The following is a 20,615-nucleotide window of genomic DNA, read 5'->3' as shown; positions in this document are numbered from 1 at the left end:
CCTTCGTTTCCATTTATAAAGTAGTTTAATAGCATTAACCTTTGACTGAACCAGCAGCAATACCTTTTACTATTTTCTCCTGTGCTACAAGGTAAATCAGTAACAATGGCAGACTTCCAAGCGTAAGTGCAGCCATGATACCCGGAACATTGACGGAGAATTGCCCGTAAAACTCCCTTAATCCTAAAGGCAGTGTGGCATTCTCAGGAGACGTCGTCAGCACCAGTGCAAAAATGAACTCATTCCATATCTGGATGAAATTATAGATGGCTACGGTAGCTACAGCAGGGGTGAGCAGTGGAAAAAGGATTTTCCAAAATAACCGAAAATGACCACAGCCATCCATTTTCGCTGATTCTTCCAGTTCCTTCGGCAGCTCTTTTAAAAATTGTGTGAAAATGACAATGGATACAGGCAAAGCAAAAGCGATATAAGGACCCGGCAGCGCCCAAATGGAATCATATAAACCTAAGTTCTTTGTAAGCAGAAAGATAGGAATCAATGTCGTATGAATCGGTATCATCATCCCTACCAAAAAAAGAATGAACAAAGGTCGGCTTAACCTGAACTTCATACGTGCCAATGGATAACTTGCCATTGCGGCGAGTATGATTACCGCTACAACGGAAATCACCGAAACAATCACACTGTTATAAAAAAACCGGAAGAATTCTGACTCGAACAAGAGCCGGTAATTTTCAAAAGAGAACTTATCCGGCCATGACCAGGGAGAGCTCATAAACTCCATCTGCGTCTTAAAAGAGGCGCTCACCATGATGAGAAATGGGAGTCCTGTAAACAACAGGAGAAAGATCGCCAGCATGTATAAAGGAACTTCATTCAGTTTTTTCAACATTTAGCTCTCCCCTTTCCTTTTTTGGTCAAAGAACAGGATAAACACGGTTATAATCAGCGCAATTAAAAACATCGTGAAAGAAATACTGCTTCCGTAACCCATATTGAAATTAGTAAAAGTCTGTTCGTACATATACGTAGCCATCAACTCTGTCGAATTGTTCGGCCCTCCATCGGTCATGACAAATATTAAATCGAAATATTTCAGCGAGCCGATGATGGATAAAATAGCTGAAGTTACAATAGTCGGGATTAATAACGGAAGTGTAATATGAAGAAACTTCTTTCTTGGGCTGGCTCCATCAATTTCTGCAGCCTCATAAAGATCTTCGGGAATTCCAACGATCGCTGCCCGGAAAAGTATCATATAGAATGGGGCGAACTGCCAGCATACGGTAGCGATTACAGCCCAAATAGCAGTTTCTTCATTCCCGAGCCAGCCACGCTGCCATGATTCGAGACCTAGCTGACCTAATATCTGGTTGATGATCCCAAAGTTTCCGTCATAAATGTAGATGAACAAAATACCGATTGCTACAGTAGACATGAGAAATGGCATGAAATAAATGGATCTGAAAAATCTCATCCCCTTCACCGGGCTGAATAACAAGAGCGCCATAATCAGGCCAAGGGGCAGCTGGGTCAGTAAAGAAGCAGCTACGAGCAATAGGTTATTTTGCAAGGATGTCCAAAATATACCGTCCTGCATAAGAGTCACATAATTTTGCAGACCCTGAAACACCATGGTATTACTGATGCCGGACCATTCATAAAGACTGTAATAAAAAGTCATCCCGATTGAATAAACGACGTATAAACCGTAAATCAACAGCGCCGGAGCCATGAAGGCGAAGATTACCATTACATCGCCATTCCTTTTTGGCTTTTTTGGCTTAACTTTTCTACCTGGTTCTAAGGACTGATATACTTTCTCTGATTCTTGATGCCGGTTATCTTCATAGGTGAGTTGTTTTGCATGTCCTGCCAAGCCTGTCACCTCACTTCATAGAAAACTGCACCAAGCTTGCTTAAACTTGATGCAGTTTTTGTGTGATTATTTTTCCAATACCTCTTTTGCCTTTTCTTCTGTTTTCTTAGCAGCTTCCTCTGGAGTCATGGATAACCCGAACAAGGCCTGGGTGGTATCCAAATGTACTTCCGCCAGCTCCGGAGGGAGAGTCTGATCATAGAATGTCTGCAGGTACTCTGCTTCCTGAAGCACTTCATTTATTTTCTTCACATATTGATCCTTATACTCCACGCCTTTTACAGCAGAGATCGCACCATCTTCATTGGCAAGCTGCTGAGCAGTCTTCTTACTCGCTAACTCGTTGACTAATTCTGCAGCAAGATCAGGATATTCTGTTTTTTCAGCAACAGAGAACACAGGACTGACACCACCGACGATATCCTGGCGGGATCCTTTTCCGCCTTCAATGGAAGGGAACAGGAAGAATCCAAGCTTTTCTTCAAACGCAGGCATATCCGCGCGGGTTGTTCCCAGCATCCAGTTACCTTGAATGATCATACCTGCTTTCTCTGCATAGATAAGCTGCCGTGATTGACCTGTGTCAAAGTTCATACCGTTGAACCCGTCCGGGAAAGCACCCATTTTTACAAGTTCTTGTATCTTTTCTCCTGCTTTCACGTATGCTTCCGCATCAAAGCCTCTACCTTCCCTGTTGAATGCTTCACTGAATAATTCAGGACCGCCAATTCTTTCAGCAAAATACATGTAATAAAATGATCCTGGCCATTTTGATTTGTTAGCAATCGAAAACGGGATAATGTCATTTTCCTTTAACGTCTTTACTATGTTCAGCAGTTCTTCATAAGTCTTCGGTTCTTCCAGCCCATATTTTTCGAACATATCTTTGTTATACCAGACTGGTACGATATCCATAGCTAAAGGAGCGCCATAATTTTTCCCATCAAAAGTAGCAGGGGTCAAAGCAGAAGGCAGATAAGCGGAAGTGTCGATATCACTGGAAATATCTTTCACCTGGCCGGCATCCACGAACTTTTCCAACCAGCCGCCGCCCCAGGAATGGAATACATCTGGAGGTGTCCCACCGCCCATTGCAACGGACAGTTTTGTTTTATATGGATCGTTTTCCTGCCTGACAACTTCAACATTGACTCCCTCATGGGAATCCTCAAATCTTTTGACTGCGTCTAATAACGCTTTCTCTGATGGTCCCGTTTCAATATGCCAAAGCGTTAACGTTTTCGAGCCGTCTTCTTCACCAGAGCCGCCCGAGGTCGGCTGACAACCTACAATGAATATAAGAGCTATTAAGGTGATCCACCAAAGTTTTTTATTAAGCAATCGATATCTCCCCTTTTGTTAGCGTTTTCAAATTATCGCAAACATTTTAAAATCATCAGGCTACCTGCATGTACACCTCCTCAAAATTTTAAGATAATTATACTATGTTTGTTTATTGGATGAACTAACTAGTGTTATAATAACGTAAGTACCACTTTATGGCAAGTGGAATTCATAATTTTCTCTCTATTTGTCAAACGAGTTTTGACAAAAATATTCCCAATATTCATAATCATTTTACAAGTGAAACTAAAGGAGTGTATTTTATGACTTACACAATCGATGAACTGATGACCCTTTCAGAAGCTGACATCCAGGAGATCAAAACGAAGGCACCTGGTCCTGAAGGTTCCCTCCCCCTTACTGATCACATGCTCCGTAATTCCCCGAGCGGTGATTTATTTGGATTGTCCCAAAACGTCGGTATGGGCTGGAAACCGGACCAACTACAGGGTGACCAAGTCCTCCTGCTCAGTACACAAGGAGGAATCAAGGGAAATGACGGCGAACCAATTGCACTTGGATACCATACTGGTCATTGGGAAGTGGATATGCTGATGAAAGAAGCAGCCAAAGAAGTCTCACGATTTCAGGGTGTCCCTTTCGCAGCTTACGTAAGCGACCCTTGTGATGGCCGTTCACAGGGCACTTTTGGAATGTTCGATTCTTTCCCTTATCGTAATGATGCAGCACAGGTTTACCGGCGGTTGATTCGATCCTTGCCGACACGAAAAGCTGTCATTGGGGTGGCTACTTGTGACAAAGGGCTGCCTGCCATGATGATTGCCCTTGCTTCCATGCATGACCTTCCGACTGTCATTATTCCCGGAGGGGTTACCCTCCCTCCTATTTCCGGAGAAGATGCAGGTAAGGTTCAAACCATCGGCGCACGCTACTCCAATGAAGAACTTTCCCTTAAAGAAGCTGCTGAACTGGGATGCCGCGCCTGTGCCACTCCAGGGGGAGGCTGCCAATTTCTTGGTACAGCCGCTTCGGCTCAAGTGGTCGGAGAAGCACTAGGCTTATCTATTCCCCATGCAGCGCTTGCGCCATCTGGCCAGGACATTTGGAAGGAAATGGCGAGGCAGTCGGCACGGGCTGCAGTTGAACTCGTTAAGGAGAAAACAACCACCAAAGACATCGTCACAGATGAGGCAATACACAATGCCATGGTCGTCCATGCTGCTTTTGGCGGGTCCACCAACCTTCTGCTGCACATTCCGGCAATCGCCCACGCAGCTGGATGCACCATTCCAGCAGTGGAAGACTGGATTAAAGTTAACCGAAGCACGCCAAGAATTGTAAGCGTTTTACCTAATGGTCCGGATTATCACCCGACTGTCCGAGCTTATCTTGCCGGCGGAGTTCCAGAAGTCATGCTTCATTTACGTGATTTGGGACTGCTTTATTTGGACGTGCTGACGGTGACGGGGAAAACATTAGGGGAAAACCTGGATTGGTGGGAACAATCAGACCGCAGAAAAAAAATGAAGCAGCGACTAGAAGAAGCTGATCAGATTCAGGCTGAGGATGTAATCATGTCCCCAACGCAGGCTGAGGAAAAGGGCATGAGTTCTACGATCACTTTTCCAATAGGAAATATTGCTCCTGAAGGATCCATCATTAAGTCTACCTCCATCGATCCGGAAGTAATTGATGAGCAAGGTGTTTTTTATCACAAAGGAAAAGCTAAAGTTTTTACCAGTGAAAGAAATGCCATTACCGCAATCCGGGACGGACATATCAAAAAAGGAGATATCATGGTAGTAACCGGATGCGGCCCTTTAGGGACAGGAATGGAAGAAACTTATCAGCTTACTTCCGCACTCAAGCATTTATCCTATGGAAAATATGTCACCCTGCTGACAGATGCCCGCTTTTCCGGAGTATCCACGGGGGCGTGTATCGGCCATATCGGCCCTGAGGGGCTTGCAGGCGGACCGATTGGAAAACTGAAGGATGAAGATATTGTGGAAGTTTCTATTGATACAAAGCAACTGACTGGAAGCATAAACTTCCTGGGAACAGATGAAAATATCGTTACTGCTGAGGAAGGTTCCAGGATACTTGAAGGTAGAGACCAGCATGAAGGAATCCGCCCTCACGACCACCTTCCTGACGATACCAGATTGTGGGCTGCATTACAGAAAGTGAGCGGGGGAACATGGCGCGGCAGTGTCTATGACGTGGACCGGATCATTGAAACACTTGAGGCAGGAGAAAAAGCTTTGGAAAAAGACAAGCGAATAATCAACAAAAGCTAGAGCTGGATACGGCCAACCTGAAGGAACTCTGAAAGTTTGTTGTTAATTCATACGAATCGCTTGCCGGCGGATGCTTGCCGCGGGCACGGCCTCAGCTCACCATCCATTTTTAGAAAATCCTAGACAAAACGGTCTGCATGGACATAAAAATTCCATACAGACCGTTTTTAATCATACCTTTTCTAAATCTTGCGTTTTTCAGAGCCTTCTCCAGGCGTTCCGGGACTTTTTATAGTACGAAGGATGTGTTGTCTTAATTTTTAGAAATTTCTGGTTGTAAATTTCCCAATTAATTGTTATTTTTGTGACATTAATTTAATTTCTATTGGGTATAGGGTAAAGGGAAAGTATTTTGTCCATAGGGGTTGATGCCTGGAAAACGACAGGAGAAATACAGCTTTCATAATAATTTTCCTACTACATTATCTTAAAAGGAGACATTATATGGATGAAAACAAGAAAAAAACTAATTTTATGAACAGCATTTTTTGGGTATCCTTTTCTATTATCCTTATATTTGCCATTTGGGGAGCAGCCGCTCCAAAACAGCTTGCTGATTCAGCAGACATCGTATATAGCTTCATTGCCGAAACATTCGGGTGGTTCTATATGGTGTTTGTGCTATTTTTAGTAGTATTTAATTTTTATATGGCTTTCAGTAAGTACGGAAAAATCAGACTAGGCGGCGACGACGTCAGACCGAAATATCCATTGTTCACATGGATTGCCATGTTGTTCAGTTGTGGTTTTGGTGTCAGTATCGTTTTCTGGGGAGTTGCTGAGCCGATGACTCACTTTGGTTCTCCGCCCCCATTTGCAGGTGTAGAACCGGAAACTCCTGAAGCTGCCAGGGCAGCGATGTGGAACGCATTCTTCAATAATGGTGTCCACCAGTGGGCGTCTTTCACTTTCGTTGGACTGGCACTCTCGTACTTCATCTACCGCCAGCAGGAACGAAGCTTAATCAGTGACACAATGAACTCTGTTATTGGCAGTACGGGCAAAAAGCCGCTGCGAAACGCCATCGACATAACTGCAGTTATCGCGACAGTGATGGGGGTTGCGACCACTCTCGGCTTAAGTGTTCTGCAAATTAATGGTGGACTAGATGCTGTCTTTGCCGTTCCTGGCGGGACAACTACACAAATCATCATTGTTCTAATCATGTTTATCTTCTTTATGGCTTCCACATTTTCGGGTCTTGACCGTGGAATCAAATACTTAAGTAATATCAACCTTGCACTGGCATTGATCCTTATGTTGACCGTATTATTTATCGGTCCTACTGGCTTTATTTTGGAAACGATTACCATGGGTATTGGTGACTATCTGCAAAACTTCTTCCAGGCAAGCTTGAGGCTTGACCAGTATACGAACGGTACATGGGTTCAGGACTGGCCGGTTTATTATTGGGCATGGACCATTGCCTGGTCTCCATTCGTCGGGATGTTTGTTGCCCGTATTTCCCGTGGACGAACAGTACGGGAATTCGTTCTTGGTGTAATGGTAGCACCTCCGTTTATCGGCATTATCTGGATCGGTATTTTTGGTGGAACGGCCATCAACCTGGATCTATTCCATGGTACGGATATAGCCGGGGCTGTAGCACAGGACACCACTTCTGCCCTTTACAGCATGCTGGAGCATTTGCCTTTAGGGACAATTTTATCTGTCCTGTCTATCTGCCTGTTGTTCACTTTCCTGATTACATCAGCAGACTCGGCAACGTTTGTGCTTGGCATGATGACATCTAATGGGGATCCGAATCCATCTGTTATTCTAAAAGGGATCTGGGGGACCCTGATTGCAGCCATCGCAATCATCCTGATCATCAGTGCCGGACTGAGTGGACTCCAGACAGCATCCCTTGTCGGGGCATTACCTTTCTCCATTGTATTGTTTGTCGCTGCCATATCGCTGTTAAAAGCGATACGCGAGGATTACCGGGAAGCCCGCCGGCAGGAAGAACTCGAACGGCAGCGTAAAATTACCGAGCAGATTAAAAACTATAATTCTTAACATAGAAAGACCTCTCCAATCCAAGAGAGGTCTTTCCTTTGCTTGAAAAGAGTACCTATAACCGGTAGTAGTTTCTGATTTTAGGAAAATGAATGTTCACCTTCGTATACTTTCCTTCTTTAGAAGAAATCGACATTTCATGGCCAAGTTTTCCTGCTAACTGTCTGGAAAGGTATAAACCCATTCCCGTGGCTTTGTTATGTGTCCTTCCAACCGCTCCGGTAAACCCTTTTTCAAAGACCCTTGGTATGTCCTCAGGAGAAATCCCCACCCCATCATCTTCCAATATTAAACGTTTTTCTACATCATTTTCCTCAAACAAAATATTAATCTTGCCACCTTCTTCTGTGTATTTCAGCGCATTAGCCATAACTTGGTCAATGATAAAACCAAGCCACTTGCTGTCACTTTGCACAGTTTGTTTTTCGTCCCACACCCCAAGGCTGATTCTCTTATTAATGAAGTGTTTGGAATACTTCTTCACGCTGTTTTTAACAATTTTATTTATGTTTACTTCGGTAATGAAATAGTCTTTGGAAAAGGAATCAATCTTTGAGTAATACAAGGCTTGATCTACATATTCCTCGATTTTGCTAAGTTCATTTTCTAATTTATCTGCAAGGATTTCCACAGATGTATCATCATGGTTTTCAATCAGCATATGGCTGGCAGCAATAGGCAGTTTTATTTCATGAATCCATGACAAAATGAACTCCTGCTGATCCTTTTTTTCAGATTGTAAATTTTCAAGCTGTTTAATCTTCTCCCTGTCTAATTTTTTCAGAAGCTCCATGTATAAGTTCTGTTCCCCGTTTTTGGGTTCTGGAAGCAACGGGGTGATTTCATGGTGTTCATCATTCCTAGCTGCTTGATTTATCCCCCTATAAAAATCCCATTTCCTATAATAGCCTGCTGCCAGATAAATTAAAGTAATAAAGAGACAGGTAATGTTGGTATAAAGAATATTATTAGCTGCATTATGGTGCTCGACGCTAAGAAACATGATCAGAGAAACGAATGACATGATTGTGATATAGAAAGTAAGGAAAGGAATCCTATCCTTGAGGAATGTCACTGCATTCATAGAATTATATAACCTTCTCCCTTTTTTGTAGTAATAAATTCTTCTTTACTAAGCTGGGCAATTTTTTTCCTTAACCGATTGATATTGACTGTCAGCGTATTGTCATCGACGAAATTTTCATCCTTCCATAACCTGCGCATCATTTTATTACGGCTTACAATGCTTCCCTTGTTTTGCATGAGAAGTTGAAGGATGATGAACTCTGTTTTTGTAAGCTCTACATTTTCATCCTTACAGCTGATATTCCAACTGTCTACATTTAAAATAATCCCCTTATGTTCTAGGACATTCGGCTGTTTATCAACATAGGAGTAGGTTCTCCGCAATAAAGCGCTTATTTTAGCGATCACAACTTCCATATCAAACGGTTTTTGGATATAATCATCTCCGCCCATATTCATCGCCATTACCATATCCATAGGCGTGCCTCTCGATGATACGAAAATAATCGGCACTTGGGATATTTCCCGGATTTTATCACACCAGTAGAATCCATCAAAAATAGGCAGGTTAATATCCAGCAAAATAATATGAGGCTTTTCTTTCAGGTAGGAACCTAATACATCATTAAAATCTTCAAGTGAATGGACATCGAAATTATATTTTTTAATCGAATCTCCTAACAACTTCCTGATTGTCGGCTCGTCTTCTACAATCATCACTTTCATAGAGCACCTTCCTCTGTTTTCATCTTTATCCCTAAGATTAACTAAAATAACAACGATTTTCATCATAGTGACAAAATTGTAAGGTACACCGGGAAACTGTAAGGTTGAAAAATACTTTTATCCGATACAATGAAGACATAAACAAATGCAGGAGGATTTTATTCATGAAAACAATATTGGAAGCAAAAAGAGTTAAGAAGATATATGGCACCAGAGGAAATGTATTCACTGCGTTAGAAGACATTGATCTGTCTGTCCAGGAAGGCGAATTCGTAGGCATTATGGGACCTTCAGGAGCAGGGAAGTCTACATTGCTGAATATACTCGCGACTATCGATGAGCCGACATCGGGAGATATTACAATTGACAGCAGCAATATAACTGATATGAGTGAAGATACTTTGGCAGCCTTCCGCCACGACAAGCTGGGGTTCATCTTTCAGGATTATAACTTGTTAGATACGCTGACCGTAAAGGAAAACATCATACTCCCGTTAGCTCTCGCAAAAACAAGTGTTACTGATATAGCACAGAGATTAAACGCAGTAGCCAGGAGGTTTGGAATTGAGCCAATATTGGATAAATATCCCTATCAAATATCAGGAGGACAGAAGCAAAGAACTGCTGCTTCCCGGGCGATTATCACGAATCCAACCCTGGTACTTGCCGATGAGCCGACCGGGGCGTTGGATTCCAAGTCAGCAACTGATCTATTAGAGACCTTGAAGGATTTAAGTTCAAACGACAATGCCACCATCCTGATGGTCACTCATGATGCCTATGCAGCAAGTTACAGCCAGCGTATTCTCTTTATAAAAGACGGAAAACTTTTCACGGAGCTGATAAAAGGAAACAAATCCAGAAAAAAATTCTTCAACAAAATATTAGATATATTAGCAGCACTCGGAGGCGAGGCAAATGACATTATTTAGTTTAGCGAAAAAGAATATCCAGGGTAACTTCAGGCATTATTTTGTTTATTTTATATCTATGGTCTTCAGTATGGTAATCTATTTCACTTTTGTCTCCCTTCAATATAGTGAAGAAATACAGGATAGTATTGAATTATCAGATACGATGAGTTTTATGTTTATGATTTCATCTTTTATGCTGCTTATATTTGTCTCCACCTTCATCTTTTATTCTAATTCTTTTTTTACCAGGAGGAGAAAAAAGGAATTAGGATTATATTCTTTACTCGGCCTTAAGAAGAAAACAATTGGAAAATTATTGTTTTATGAAAATCTGGTTATGGGTCTGATTGCATTAGTTGTCGGAATTATTGTTGGCTCACTGTTGTCGAAGTTATTTTCGCTGATATTGATCAGACTGATGGGTTCTGCTGCCGAAGTTGATTTTGGAATATCTTTCCTTGCCATTGCACAAACGTCAGCTGTTTTTATAGTAATTATTATGATTACATCAATTCAAGGGTATCGTTTAATATATCGCTTTAAATTAATTGAGCTTTTTCAGGCAGAGAAACAAGAGGAACAAATGCCAAAGGCTTCATTTCTTTCTTCTTTAGCTGGTGTTGTATTGCTTGTGATTAGTTACTGGTTGATTGTCAGGCCATTTCCAGATGTACTTGATTTAGAATATTTATTAAAGAACTATGGGGTCTCCCTACTGTTACTGGTAACTGGAACTCATTTATTCTTTCGTTCAGTCACCTTTTATCTTTTAAAATTATTACAGACAAATAAAAGACTCTTTTATAAAGGAACGAACCTTATTAACATTTCCCAGTTAATATACAGGATCAGGGGTAATGCACGGACATTCACTGTTATAGCCTTATTAAGTGCTGCAACGATCGGCTTTTTCACCGCAACTTATACAGGCTATTACGGAAACAAGGAGAGTGCAAGAGGCCTTGTTCCATTCAGTTACAACCATCTGTCAAAAAACGAACAGCAGGATGAAAAAGTTCGCAACATCATTCAAAAGGATAAAGTACATGCAATAGAATCTGCACTTGATATCCCTGTTGTACCCGTGAAAGGCGAACTCTCTTTTGACCTTGATTATGAACTGAACCCGGTTAAATTAATCCCTGAGAGCACATACAACCAGGCTGCTAAAGCTTTGGACAGAGAATTTAATGCCACCTTATCAGGCAATGAAGCAGTTGTGATACAACCTAGACTTACAGAATACGCCCCTTCCGATTTTATAGGCGAAAACATCAAACTGAATCTTCCACAAGACACGATGAGGTTAAAGTTCGTAGACATGTTTAAGGGAAGTGTCTTACCGTTTGATTACCCGGATTTTTATATAGTAATAAGCGATCAATTGTTTGCTGAAATTACTGAGTACATGCCAGCTAAGACCTATAAGGTTTATGAAGTAGAAAATGAAACAGCTACAAAGGAAACAGCAAAAACATTAAATAAATTATTGTCAGAAGACTTCCAAGTGTCTTCTACCTTCTATACTCAATATAAACAGGGAAAAGAAGGTAACGCACTTAACCTGTTTATCTTTGGATTTTTAGGGCTGGTTTTCCTGGCAGCGACAGGAAGTATCCTTTACTTCAAACAATTGACCGAAGCCAATGAAGTCCGATATAATTACGAGATCCTTCGTAATATCGGAGTCAGCAAAAGCAAAATAAGAAACTCCATTAAAAAACAAATTCTTTTCGTATTCAGCCTGCCGTTAGTTATTGGCATAGTTCATAGCATAGTCATATTAATCTTCATCACTAATTTCATTTCTAATTTAATCGGATCCAGTATCCTGATTCCAATCATTACTGCAATTACAGCTTTCATCTTGATCTATGCCATCTATTATTTAATGACAGCTCATACCTACAATAAAATCGTGAATAGATAAAATAGAAGCAGAAACCAAATCAGGTTTCTGCCTCTTTTGTTATTCCGTACTTCGGTTGATTGCTTCCTGCATGGATATCTTTTTAAGCTGGCGTTTATTCAACAGGACGGTGACATAGTAGGCACCCAGTATGACAAAGAAACTGATCAGGATGTTTATCCAGTCGATCTTTACCGGAATCGTGATATTCATTTCAGCCGTAACTGAATTTAACAATGCGGATGTAGAAACAAAAGTCACTGGAATACCCAACAAAAAGCCGAGAATGACAAACCAGCGATTATAGCCGATCACCAGCTTATGGATCTCTCTGTTATGGTAGCCAAGCACTTTCATCAGCGAAATTTTATAGCTGTTTTCCTCAATCATCAACGAAATAAGTATATACATAATGATGATCGCGATAACAGCTGCAGCCAATGCAATTGCAACAATGAAGTAATTAAGAGGCTCAATCATCTTTTCGAAACCGGATACCATATCGGATATTTCTGATTTAGCAGCCAGCTTTTCCTGTGGAATATCAAGTTTTTGATCGGAATAGACAGTCGTATAACTATTTTCAGGATAGCCATTCAGCTGATTGAATTTTTTAAGCGGCATGTAGATCATATCTCCAAGGTAGGAGTTGGCAATATGATCAACCGTAACGGAGAAGGTTTCCCCTGACAGTTGATTTGTGACTTCAAGCGAATCACCCGGGGATATCTCCAGCTTCTCAGCAAGCGACTTATTCATGATTACTGAATCAAAATCAAGCTCTTCTCCTGTCATGCTTTCCAGTTGAATAGCAGTATTACCCGGTTTTAATCCTGTTATGGTTAGCGACTGGTCTTCATCATCTTGCACTACAAAAGGAGCACTTGCTGCAGCCTGCCCATGTTCAGGTTCTCCCGTTTGCAGCTGGTTGAAAGTATATTCGTATTGATAATGGTAGACATTCTCAAAATTTTCATCTACAAGGTAAGTCATCGAATCCTTGGTGATGAATCCCATTAATAATAGAAGAGATGCGAACAGGACGCCAATCGCTAAAAATCCGCTCCTTGGAAGGTTCCGTAATATATCCCTCGTAATAAATTTTTTCTTGAAGTCCAGCTTCCTTAACTTGAATAAACGTTCTATGCGATTTACCTTTGTTTTTAACGTTCCGCCTTTCATCAAGGTAACCGGTGGAATCTTCAGCACGCGGCGGACTAGCAGATAGGTCAGCGGAAGAAAGAAAACCATTGGCAGCAGGAAACTGACGATCAGGTAAGGGAAATATGGATTTGTGTCTAGTACTGGAAGATTATAAAAGTGAGCAAACGATGCCATCAAAGGATGCATTAGGAGCCATCCGATTACTGTTCCTGCGAGACTTCCTGTAACCGCGAGAATAGCGGCATAACTGAGATAGTGCCTGATGATTTCAGCTTTTTTATAACCGAGTGCATACAAAGTACCGATCTGCACGTACTCCTTTTTCATCAATCTCCAGAGCAAAATACTGATGATGACAAGCGTAATAAGGAGAATACCAATAGGAAGGGTTTCCCCCATTTTTTTGATGCCTGTGATATCACCTTTTATGAAAGTAATCCGGTTATTGTCCTCTTTATCCACCCAGTTCAGGATTTGGTTTTGTTCGGTAACAGCTTCCTTGAATGCTCCCCTGTTATCTTCCTGAAAACGAACCGTGTAATAGTCATGGGCATTCTCCCATTTCTTCAATATATCCTCCTGGACAATCGCTACGCCAAAAGCATCCGGATTTTTAAGGAACCCGGAAGTGGACTTCAATGGATAGATATATGCAGGAGTCGCCATTGTGCCTGCAACAGTGAACGTTTTTCCTTTTAACTCCATTTCTTCCCCGACAGCAAGTGCATGGGCCTTTGCAAAACCTTGATCCAACAGAATTTCATCCTTTGTTTGCAGCTTCTCCCCTTCAATAACCGAATACTGATTAATCTTTTCAGAATTGCTGATCAGGCGCAGGTCAGTATTTTCATCCATCGAAACATCCAGAGACATTTGTTTTTCCAGCTGTACATGGAACCTATCTTCCAACTGCTGAGGACTTTTTAATGGATGCTGGACAAAAAATCGGGCATCTTCCACGTTGTTTTCCTGATAAAAGGTTTCCAGATTATCGACCAGATTAGCCCCTGCAGCTGTAAATGCGTAAAACAACGCCGAACTTATGACAACGAGCAGCCATGCGGAGAAATATTGTGCTTTCTTCTCAGCAATCGTCCTGAAAAGCTTTTTCCATAATGGCATCAGCCTTCCATCCTTTCAGGAAGAACTGGCTGCTCATTTTTAACATCCGATTCGACTCTTCCGTCTTTTAACGTGATGATACGATCCGCCATCTCCGTAATCCCCTGGTCGTGTGTGATGATCAACACCGTAGTGTTATACTTTTGATTCATTTGATGGATAAGTGAAAGGATTTCCTTGGATGTGCTGGAATCAAGAGCACCAGTCGGCTCATCACAAAGAAGCAGTTCCGGTTTCCGAACGATTGCACGGGCAATCGATACCCGCTGCTGCTGGCCACCGCTCAGTTCCCTTGGAAAACGGTCCGCCATTCCTTTAAGGCCAACTGCATGAATCAATTCATCGATATCAAGCGGCGACTTGCTGATATGAGAAGTGAGTTCTATGTTTTCATAAACGGTCAGATTCGGGATCAGGTTATACATTTGAAAAACAAAGCCTACCTTTTCCCGACGGTAATCGACCAGATTATTATCATGAAACCGGGTAATATCTTCCCCTGCAACGTGAATTTCACCGTCATCCACCTGATCCACCCCGCCAATCGCATTCAAAAGCGTGGACTTTCCTGATCCGGACGGTCCTAAGATCACGACAATTTCCCCTCGTTCAATGCTTAGATGTACATCAGATAATGCCTGGAAAGGAGATCCACCACTTTGATATGACTTGTTGACACCTGTTACCTCCAGCAACTTACTCATATGCCTTCCTCCATTCAGCCTTTTAACTTTCCGGTAAATATAAATTCAATCTGTTTATGGAGCTGCTGTAAAAATTGGGCTTTTGTCATTTCTTCTTCATAGATGTAATTCATCGTCTGCATTAACGTCACACCATAGACAGCACTGGCTGCCTCTTTCGGATTTACCGGCACGATAAAACGGTCTTCGTTAACTTCAATGACCTCTTCCACCCATTGCATGGCTTCCTCATCAAGCCCGAACAATCCGCGGCGTAACTGAATGCTTTCGTCAGTTTCCTCTGTCATGACATGCATGATTTCCCGCCAGAACTCTTTTGAATATAAGTCAAAGAAACCAGTGAAATCCTTCATCAATGCCATTACTGTGTCAATCAGACTTCCACTCGCCGGTTTCATGTAAATCTCATTTTCTTTTTCTAATTCTGCTACTTCCTCTGTAAAAATGGTCAGCAGCAGTGCCCCCTTCGAAGGATAATAATTGTAGATCGTCCCAGTACCGACATTAGCTTCCTTGGCAATCGTAGTCATGGTAGTGTTGGCATACCCTTTCTCGGTAAAAATCTTCCTTGCTGTCTGGATGATATTCCTTTGGTTCTGCTTCTTTTTTTCTTCACGCAAACCCGCCATACGTGGACCTCCTATTCTGCTTTTTAAAAATGAACGCGTTCATTTATGAATATATTCATATTATAGTATGGTATGCCATCATTGTCAAAACCGCTCCATAGCAAAAAGTCCCAATTGTTCTGATAGGATCCACTTAAGAACTTGAATGGCCAGAGACGGGATGCAGCCCACTGCAAAAGGTTTTTCACGAAAATCAAGTTTTCATTTCCCAGAAAATAAAAAAGAGCACTCTGACTAATTGTCAGAATGCCGCTTGTCTCTGTTGGATATCCATTTAAAAATCTTATAAATTGTTACTGCAATCAATAGCCAATAAAAAGCCGTATCAAAAGAAAGAATAGCTTCCTTGGCTGGATCTATTAAATTAAGCACAGTAAAAAAACCAGCAAACAGAACCAAAAGGATGACATCTAATGGCTCCTCCAACTTAAAATCTGTTTTGAATAAGTAACTAAGAGCAAAAATTAGGACAGCGGAAATGAAAATAAAAATACTCGGTTTCACTTCAGGCAGCAACATATCTGGATAGTAATATTTGAAGCCTGCAATGAAAAGCATCAGTTCAAACAAAATAAATGTTATATATTTCTTCCAATCCTTCATTATCTTCCTCCCGTTTCATGCCAAACAAAAACACTTGAATCCATTCAGACCCAAGCGCTATTCATAGAGCAATAATAATAGATGGATGATTTCTAACTGCGGAAAATATCTAAAATCTTCTCCCAGGTTCCCTTAGGTCTGTTGACCGACTCCTCAAGCTTTTTATTAAAGTCATTTTGGGAACGCCACTCTCTTTGCTGTTCTTCACGCATACTTTGAAGCTCACGTTCAAGATATTCACTTTTTTCACGTTCTTGTTCCAGCAAACTCTCATATTGCGTTCTTTGCTGCTCTGTCAGCTTTTCTATTTTCATCTGGGTCTTTTGAGCTGAATTTCCAATACCGGCGCTAATCACATGGTGGTCCTGCTGCAATCTGGAAACAGTGGTTTTCAACTGGGACATATCGTTTGATAATTGCACATTCATCTCACGAGTCGCCGCTAGTTCCTGAGTCAACAGCTTTAAGTACTCCTTCAGTTGATTCGGATCCTGAAGGGAATTATCATATGTATCGCTAACCGCTACACTGGTTTCCTCCGATTCCAGCCTTTCCTTCTGCCGCTTTACAAGACCTTTGGCCGTTTCATCTAATGGCAAGTCCGTATCGCGTATCGCTATGAGCGCTTCAACATCAGACTTCACAAAAATACGCCGATCGCCATCTTTAAAGAACTCATACCCGTTGCGTTCTAAGATTTGGCCATATTTCCGGACAGTCGGAGTCGCAATGCCCACTTCTTCAGCCACTTCTTTCGTAGTGAAAGCACGTTCATTCGGTTGTATATCGTGTCGCATACAGTACCTCCTTTTCTTTTAAATATGAAGGTTTTTTACTAGATTTGCAAGAGTTATATCGCCTAACGATACAAAAAATATAAAGGGCCGTTCAGCCCATAATATTAGTAAATCTATGACAATTGAGACTATCGTAATATTCATTATGGCCGAGGTGCATATCGCTTGCCTGTTTGATTTTTAAATACTACCAGTACTGTATCGGGTGTCGATACAGTTGAGGTATCGCTTGTATTGCTTAGCGATACAAGCACTTCATTGATTAATATACTGGAGTAGGACAATATCGCATAGCGATACTTCATCTTGCTGTCTCCCTTGACACCCATCCCTACATATCGCTTACCGATACAGGATTTCAAAATACTCTATCTAACAGTCTCCATATAATGCTTTGCATCATATCGCCTTTCACTACTCTATGCCCTTTCTACTTCCTCCCCTGCTATCGTAGAAGTTCATTAAGCTATCCCTCAAAATTCACCGTCTATACTATTACTTGCCATGTTAAAATAGAAGAATCATTTACCATTGAATGACAACTATAGAGCTTAGGAGTTGACGTTTCATGAACAAAAAAGATATAGCAGGGATTCGCCGGCAGCTTAAAGTAGACAACGACCTTTTAAAGATCTCTGACATCTTTAACGTATACATTATGAAAGAAACGACTGACATCTACCACCACCAGAGCCAGCCATTCGAAATGCTTGATAGAGATCAACAGGAACTTTTTATGAACAATTTCAAGAAAGTACTGACTGGCCAGCTGAATGAAAAGTTATTTGAACTTAAATTAAAACGCGATGCAGAAAATCACACGCAGCTAATTCTACATAAAGGCTTACTAAGCAGTGAAGTCGAGGATTGGAAAGAGCAAATGCTGCAGATGACTGAAAAAATGATCAAGGACAATCCGTACGAAAAAGACGTAGTCATTACTTTCATCCGCGCTGAATATCTGAAACCAATGAAAAAACGTAATGAAGAAACGGAGGAAAGTGAACGGGATGCCGTTTATTCCCATTCCTTCATTCTCTGCAGTATTAACAAAACACAGGAGCCAAAAAGAGAGTGGCAGTTCGACTATATCGAAAAAGAATTCAAGTACAACATCGAGGTCGATCCAGTCATCGACCTTAACACACCCATGGCAGGATTCCTTTTCCCTTCCTTTACAAATCACGCTGCTGATGTGAACCACATCCTATATGCTGCAGGAAAAGCCAATGAGCCTGACCATCAGTTTATTGAAGAAATTTTAAACGGCGATGAAATAATGACAGCTAAAGAGGATAAAGCGCTATTCGAAGAAGTCATCAAAGATGTCGTTGGCGACCAAATCAATCCATCTACCCTTGCCACCGTTTATGAGGAAATCAACAATGCTGTCGAAGATAATGACCAGGACGAGGCCCCAAAGCTTGATTACAAGGAAGTGGAACGTGTTTTAAATAGCAGCGGCCAGAAAGTGGAGAGTGAAAAAGTGAAAGCAGCTTTCCAGCGAATTACCGACAATGAAGCGTACGAACTGAATGCCAGCAGTATCGTTCCGAAATATAAATCAAAATCAATTAAAATCAACACGAAAATAGCTAACATCTCCATCAGTCCACAGGACCTGCAATACGTACGACAAGTAAACTATAAGGGGAAACGCTGCATCATGATAGAAGTCGAAGAGGATGCGGAGATTGAAGGTTTTAAAATGCTTCCAGAAGCGTTCGGGGAGTAATAGCTTTAACCCAAACGAAAAGCGCTGGTAGAGGAACATCTCTATCAGCGCTTTTTACGTTCTATCATACCTTTTATTTCATTCATCTATTTCCACTAATCTTGCGACTTCATTATCACAATTCGCACATTTTCCTTGTAGTAGAACACCTATAGGATGATCAGTACAATAATGAACTCCTTTATAGTAACGGCCCCTATACAAGAAACGCAAAATACATTATCGATGACATCTTTTCTGAAATCTTCCGGGATGGACAACCACTTTTTATTAGCATCGATTACAAATCACCTATTTCAAGTTAGTTTGACTTTTTTCAGCCAAGATACACATTCCACGTGACTAGTCTGTGGAAACATATCCACTGGCTGAACCTCTTTTGTCTCAAACCCTCCATCTTCCAAGATGCGCAAATCCCGCGCTAATGTGGATGGATTGCACGATACGTAAACGATACGTTCGGGTTTCATTTCAATCATGGCCTTCAGCAGCTCTTCGTCACAGCCCTTCCTTGGAGGATCGACAACGATGACATCGGGCTGCAGGCCTTGTGCTTTCCACCATGGCATGATTTTCTCTGCCTCTCCTACATAGAACTCGGCATTTTCAATTTTATTCAGCTTGGCATTAGCTTTGGCATCGGACACCGCTTCTGGAACGACTTCCACACCATAAACTTTTTTTACATTCTGTGCAAGGAACAGGGATATTGTGCCGATTCCGCAGTAGGCGTCAACGACTTGTTCTTTGCCTGTAAGTTCTGCATAATCCAATGCTTGCTCATAAAGCACTTTTGTCTGTGTCGGATTGATCTGGTAGAACGATTTCGGTGAAATGGCGAATTTGATATCTCCGATTGTGTCATAAATATATTCTTCGCCCCAAAGCACGGTTGTTTCTTTCCCCATGATGACATTAGTCTGTTTAGGGTTTATATTTTGTACAATCGATTTAACACTCGGATAGGCTTCTCGGATTTCGTTCACGAGTTTGTCCTTGTTTGGCAGTTCTTTCGTTCTTGTCACCAATACAACCATGACATCCTGTGTGTTTTGGCCGGTCCGTACCATGATATGACGCAGGATTCCTCGGTTATTGTCTTCATCATAGGCTTCTATGCCATATCGCTCGGCGATACGCCTCACTGCCTCGATCATGCGGTCATTAGATTCCTGCTGGACTACGCAAGTATCCATATCGATAATATTGTGGCTGCGCTTTTGATAAAACCCTGCAACCAGTCTGCCATCACGCTCGCCTACTGGCATCTGGACTTTATTACGGTAGCGCCAAGGATCCTTCATCCCCTTGACAGGGTGGACGGGAACATTTTCAAGATGACCGATTTTTCTCATTGCATCTTTCACTTGTTTTTGTTTCATGTCCAGCTGCATCTGATATCTCATGTGCTGAATTTGGCATCCTCCACATTGGAAAAAGACATCACATGGTGGCTCCACTCGTTCTGGGCTTGCCTCGTGTACATCCAAAAGCTTGCCAAACCCGAAGTTTTTCTTTACTTTAATGACTTTTACTTTAGCTTTTTCCCCTGGAAGTGCATAGGGAACAAACAGCGGATACCCCTCTATTTTTCCAACTCCATCGCCTTCGTGAGTCAGGTCTTCGAAGGTCAGTTCGATGGTCTGATTCTTTTGTACAGGTGGCTTCTTTTTAGCCATTAGACATCGTCCTTTTCAAGGTTATACTCTCAAAATTTTAACATACTAACGAGGCAAAAAGCGATTTTTCAAAGCTTTGTGCGTAACGCTTTACGTCAGGCAGCGACTATATCTACGAGGTGAGTTGCATGCAGACCATT

Annotated in this window: 17 protein-coding genes; 5 read left to right on the top strand and 12 right to left on the bottom strand. The window is 41.6% G+C overall.

Features of this window, described 5'->3' with window-relative positions:
• Positions 1–34 precede the first annotated feature (34 nt).
• The 3 genes from JOC33_RS11570 to JOC33_RS11560 all read right to left on the bottom strand — a co-directional run bounded on the left by JOC33_RS11570 (position 35) and on the right by JOC33_RS11560 (position 3,184).
• Positions 35–856 carry a carbohydrate ABC transporter permease gene (locus JOC33_RS11570; RefSeq protein ID WP_205092689.1) on the bottom strand — a complete coding sequence of 274 codons (822 nt, stop codon included), beginning with the start codon at positions 854–856 and terminating at the stop codon, positions 35–37.
• Complete coding sequence (locus JOC33_RS11565; protein WP_239534157.1) at positions 857–1,843, bottom strand: carbohydrate ABC transporter permease; 987 nt, start codon at positions 1,841–1,843, stop codon at positions 857–859.
• A 66-nt stretch (positions 1,844–1,909) separates the two neighbouring features.
• Positions 1,910–3,184 carry an extracellular solute-binding protein gene (locus tag JOC33_RS11560; RefSeq protein WP_205092688.1) on the bottom strand — a complete coding sequence of 425 codons (1,275 nt, stop codon included), beginning with the start codon at positions 3,182–3,184 and terminating at the stop codon, positions 1,910–1,912.
• Between the two features lie 266 nt (positions 3,185–3,450).
• On the opposite strand from JOC33_RS11560, the gene JOC33_RS11555 reads away from it, so the two are divergent.
• Positions 3,451–5,448, top strand: coding sequence for a YjhG/YagF family D-xylonate dehydratase (locus JOC33_RS11555; protein ID WP_205092687.1), 1,998 nt, complete (start codon positions 3,451–3,453; stop codon positions 5,446–5,448).
• Positions 5,449–5,892: 444 nt separating this feature from the next.
• The gene (locus JOC33_RS11550) at positions 5,893–7,467 is read left to right on the top strand and encodes a BCCT family transporter (protein WP_205092686.1); all 1,575 of its coding nucleotides are present in this window, start codon (positions 5,893–5,895) and stop codon (positions 7,465–7,467) included.
• Positions 7,468–7,522: 55 nt separating this feature from the next.
• Here JOC33_RS11550 and JOC33_RS11545 read toward each other — a convergent pair whose 3' ends face one another.
• Positions 7,523–8,551 (bottom strand): sensor histidine kinase, encoded by a 1,029-nt coding sequence (locus tag JOC33_RS11545; RefSeq protein WP_205092685.1) that lies wholly within the window; start codon positions 8,549–8,551, stop codon positions 7,523–7,525.
• Positions 8,548–9,219: a response regulator transcription factor gene (locus tag JOC33_RS11540; protein WP_205092684.1), complete on the bottom strand. Its 672-nt coding sequence runs from the start codon at positions 9,217–9,219 to the stop codon at positions 8,548–8,550. The genes JOC33_RS11545 and JOC33_RS11540 overlap by 4 nt, the downstream gene beginning before the upstream one ends.
• Positions 9,220–9,383: 164 nt before the next feature.
• Between JOC33_RS11540 and JOC33_RS11535 the strand changes: the two genes are divergently transcribed.
• Both JOC33_RS11535 and JOC33_RS11530 read left to right on the top strand, forming a co-directional pair.
• The gene (locus tag JOC33_RS11535) at positions 9,384–10,151 is read left to right on the top strand and encodes an ABC transporter ATP-binding protein (RefSeq protein ID WP_205092683.1); all 768 of its coding nucleotides are present in this window, start codon (positions 9,384–9,386) and stop codon (positions 10,149–10,151) included.
• Entirely contained in the window at positions 10,138–12,063 is a 1,926-nt protein-coding gene (locus JOC33_RS11530; RefSeq protein ID WP_205092682.1) for an ABC transporter permease, read from the top strand. Before JOC33_RS11535 ends, JOC33_RS11530 begins: the two co-directional genes overlap by 14 nt.
• A 39-nt stretch (positions 12,064–12,102) precedes the next feature.
• Here JOC33_RS11530 and JOC33_RS11525 read toward each other — a convergent pair whose 3' ends face one another.
• The 6 genes from JOC33_RS11525 to JOC33_RS11500 form a co-directional block, all read right to left on the bottom strand.
• Positions 12,103–14,328, bottom strand: a complete 2,226-nt coding sequence (locus tag JOC33_RS11525; protein WP_205092681.1) for an ABC transporter permease — start codon at positions 14,326–14,328, stop codon at positions 12,103–12,105.
• Positions 14,328–15,032 (bottom strand): ABC transporter ATP-binding protein, encoded by a 705-nt coding sequence (locus JOC33_RS11520; RefSeq protein ID WP_205092680.1) that lies wholly within the window; start codon positions 15,030–15,032, stop codon positions 14,328–14,330. Before JOC33_RS11520 ends, JOC33_RS11525 begins: the two co-directional genes overlap by 1 nt.
• 14 nt (positions 15,033–15,046) lie before the next feature.
• A complete protein-coding gene (locus tag JOC33_RS11515; RefSeq protein WP_205092679.1) occupies positions 15,047–15,661 on the bottom strand; it encodes a TetR/AcrR family transcriptional regulator in 615 nt (204 codons plus the stop codon).
• Between the two features lie 234 nt (positions 15,662–15,895).
• On the bottom strand, positions 15,896–16,264 hold the full coding sequence (locus JOC33_RS11510) for a hypothetical protein (protein WP_205092678.1): 369 nt from the start codon (positions 16,262–16,264) through the stop codon (positions 15,896–15,898).
• Positions 16,265–16,356: 92 nt separating this feature from the next.
• Positions 16,357–17,061 (bottom strand): MerR family transcriptional regulator, encoded by a 705-nt coding sequence (locus JOC33_RS11505; protein WP_205092677.1) that lies wholly within the window; start codon positions 17,059–17,061, stop codon positions 16,357–16,359.
• A 143-nt stretch (positions 17,062–17,204) separates the two neighbouring features.
• Entirely contained in the window at positions 17,205–17,366 is a 162-nt protein-coding gene (locus JOC33_RS11500) for a hypothetical protein (protein ID WP_205092676.1), read from the bottom strand.
• Between the two features lie 263 nt (positions 17,367–17,629).
• Between JOC33_RS11500 and JOC33_RS11495 the strand changes: the two genes are divergently transcribed.
• Positions 17,630–18,796: a DUF4317 domain-containing protein gene (locus JOC33_RS11495; protein ID WP_205092675.1), complete on the top strand. Its 1,167-nt coding sequence runs from the start codon at positions 17,630–17,632 to the stop codon at positions 18,794–18,796.
• A gap of 296 nt (positions 18,797–19,092) precedes the next feature.
• Here JOC33_RS11495 and rlmD read toward each other — a convergent pair whose 3' ends face one another.
• Complete coding sequence (rlmD, locus tag JOC33_RS11490) at positions 19,093–20,475, bottom strand: 23S rRNA (uracil(1939)-C(5))-methyltransferase RlmD (protein WP_205092674.1); 1,383 nt, start codon at positions 20,473–20,475, stop codon at positions 19,093–19,095.
• Positions 20,476–20,615 lie beyond the last annotated feature (140 nt).

This window comes from Thalassobacillus pellis, assembly GCF_016908295.1.
Taxonomy (GTDB): domain Bacteria; phylum Bacillota; class Bacilli; order Bacillales; family Halobacillaceae; genus Thalassobacillus; species Thalassobacillus pellis.
This window is presented reverse-complemented; position numbering and strand designations above follow the sequence as displayed.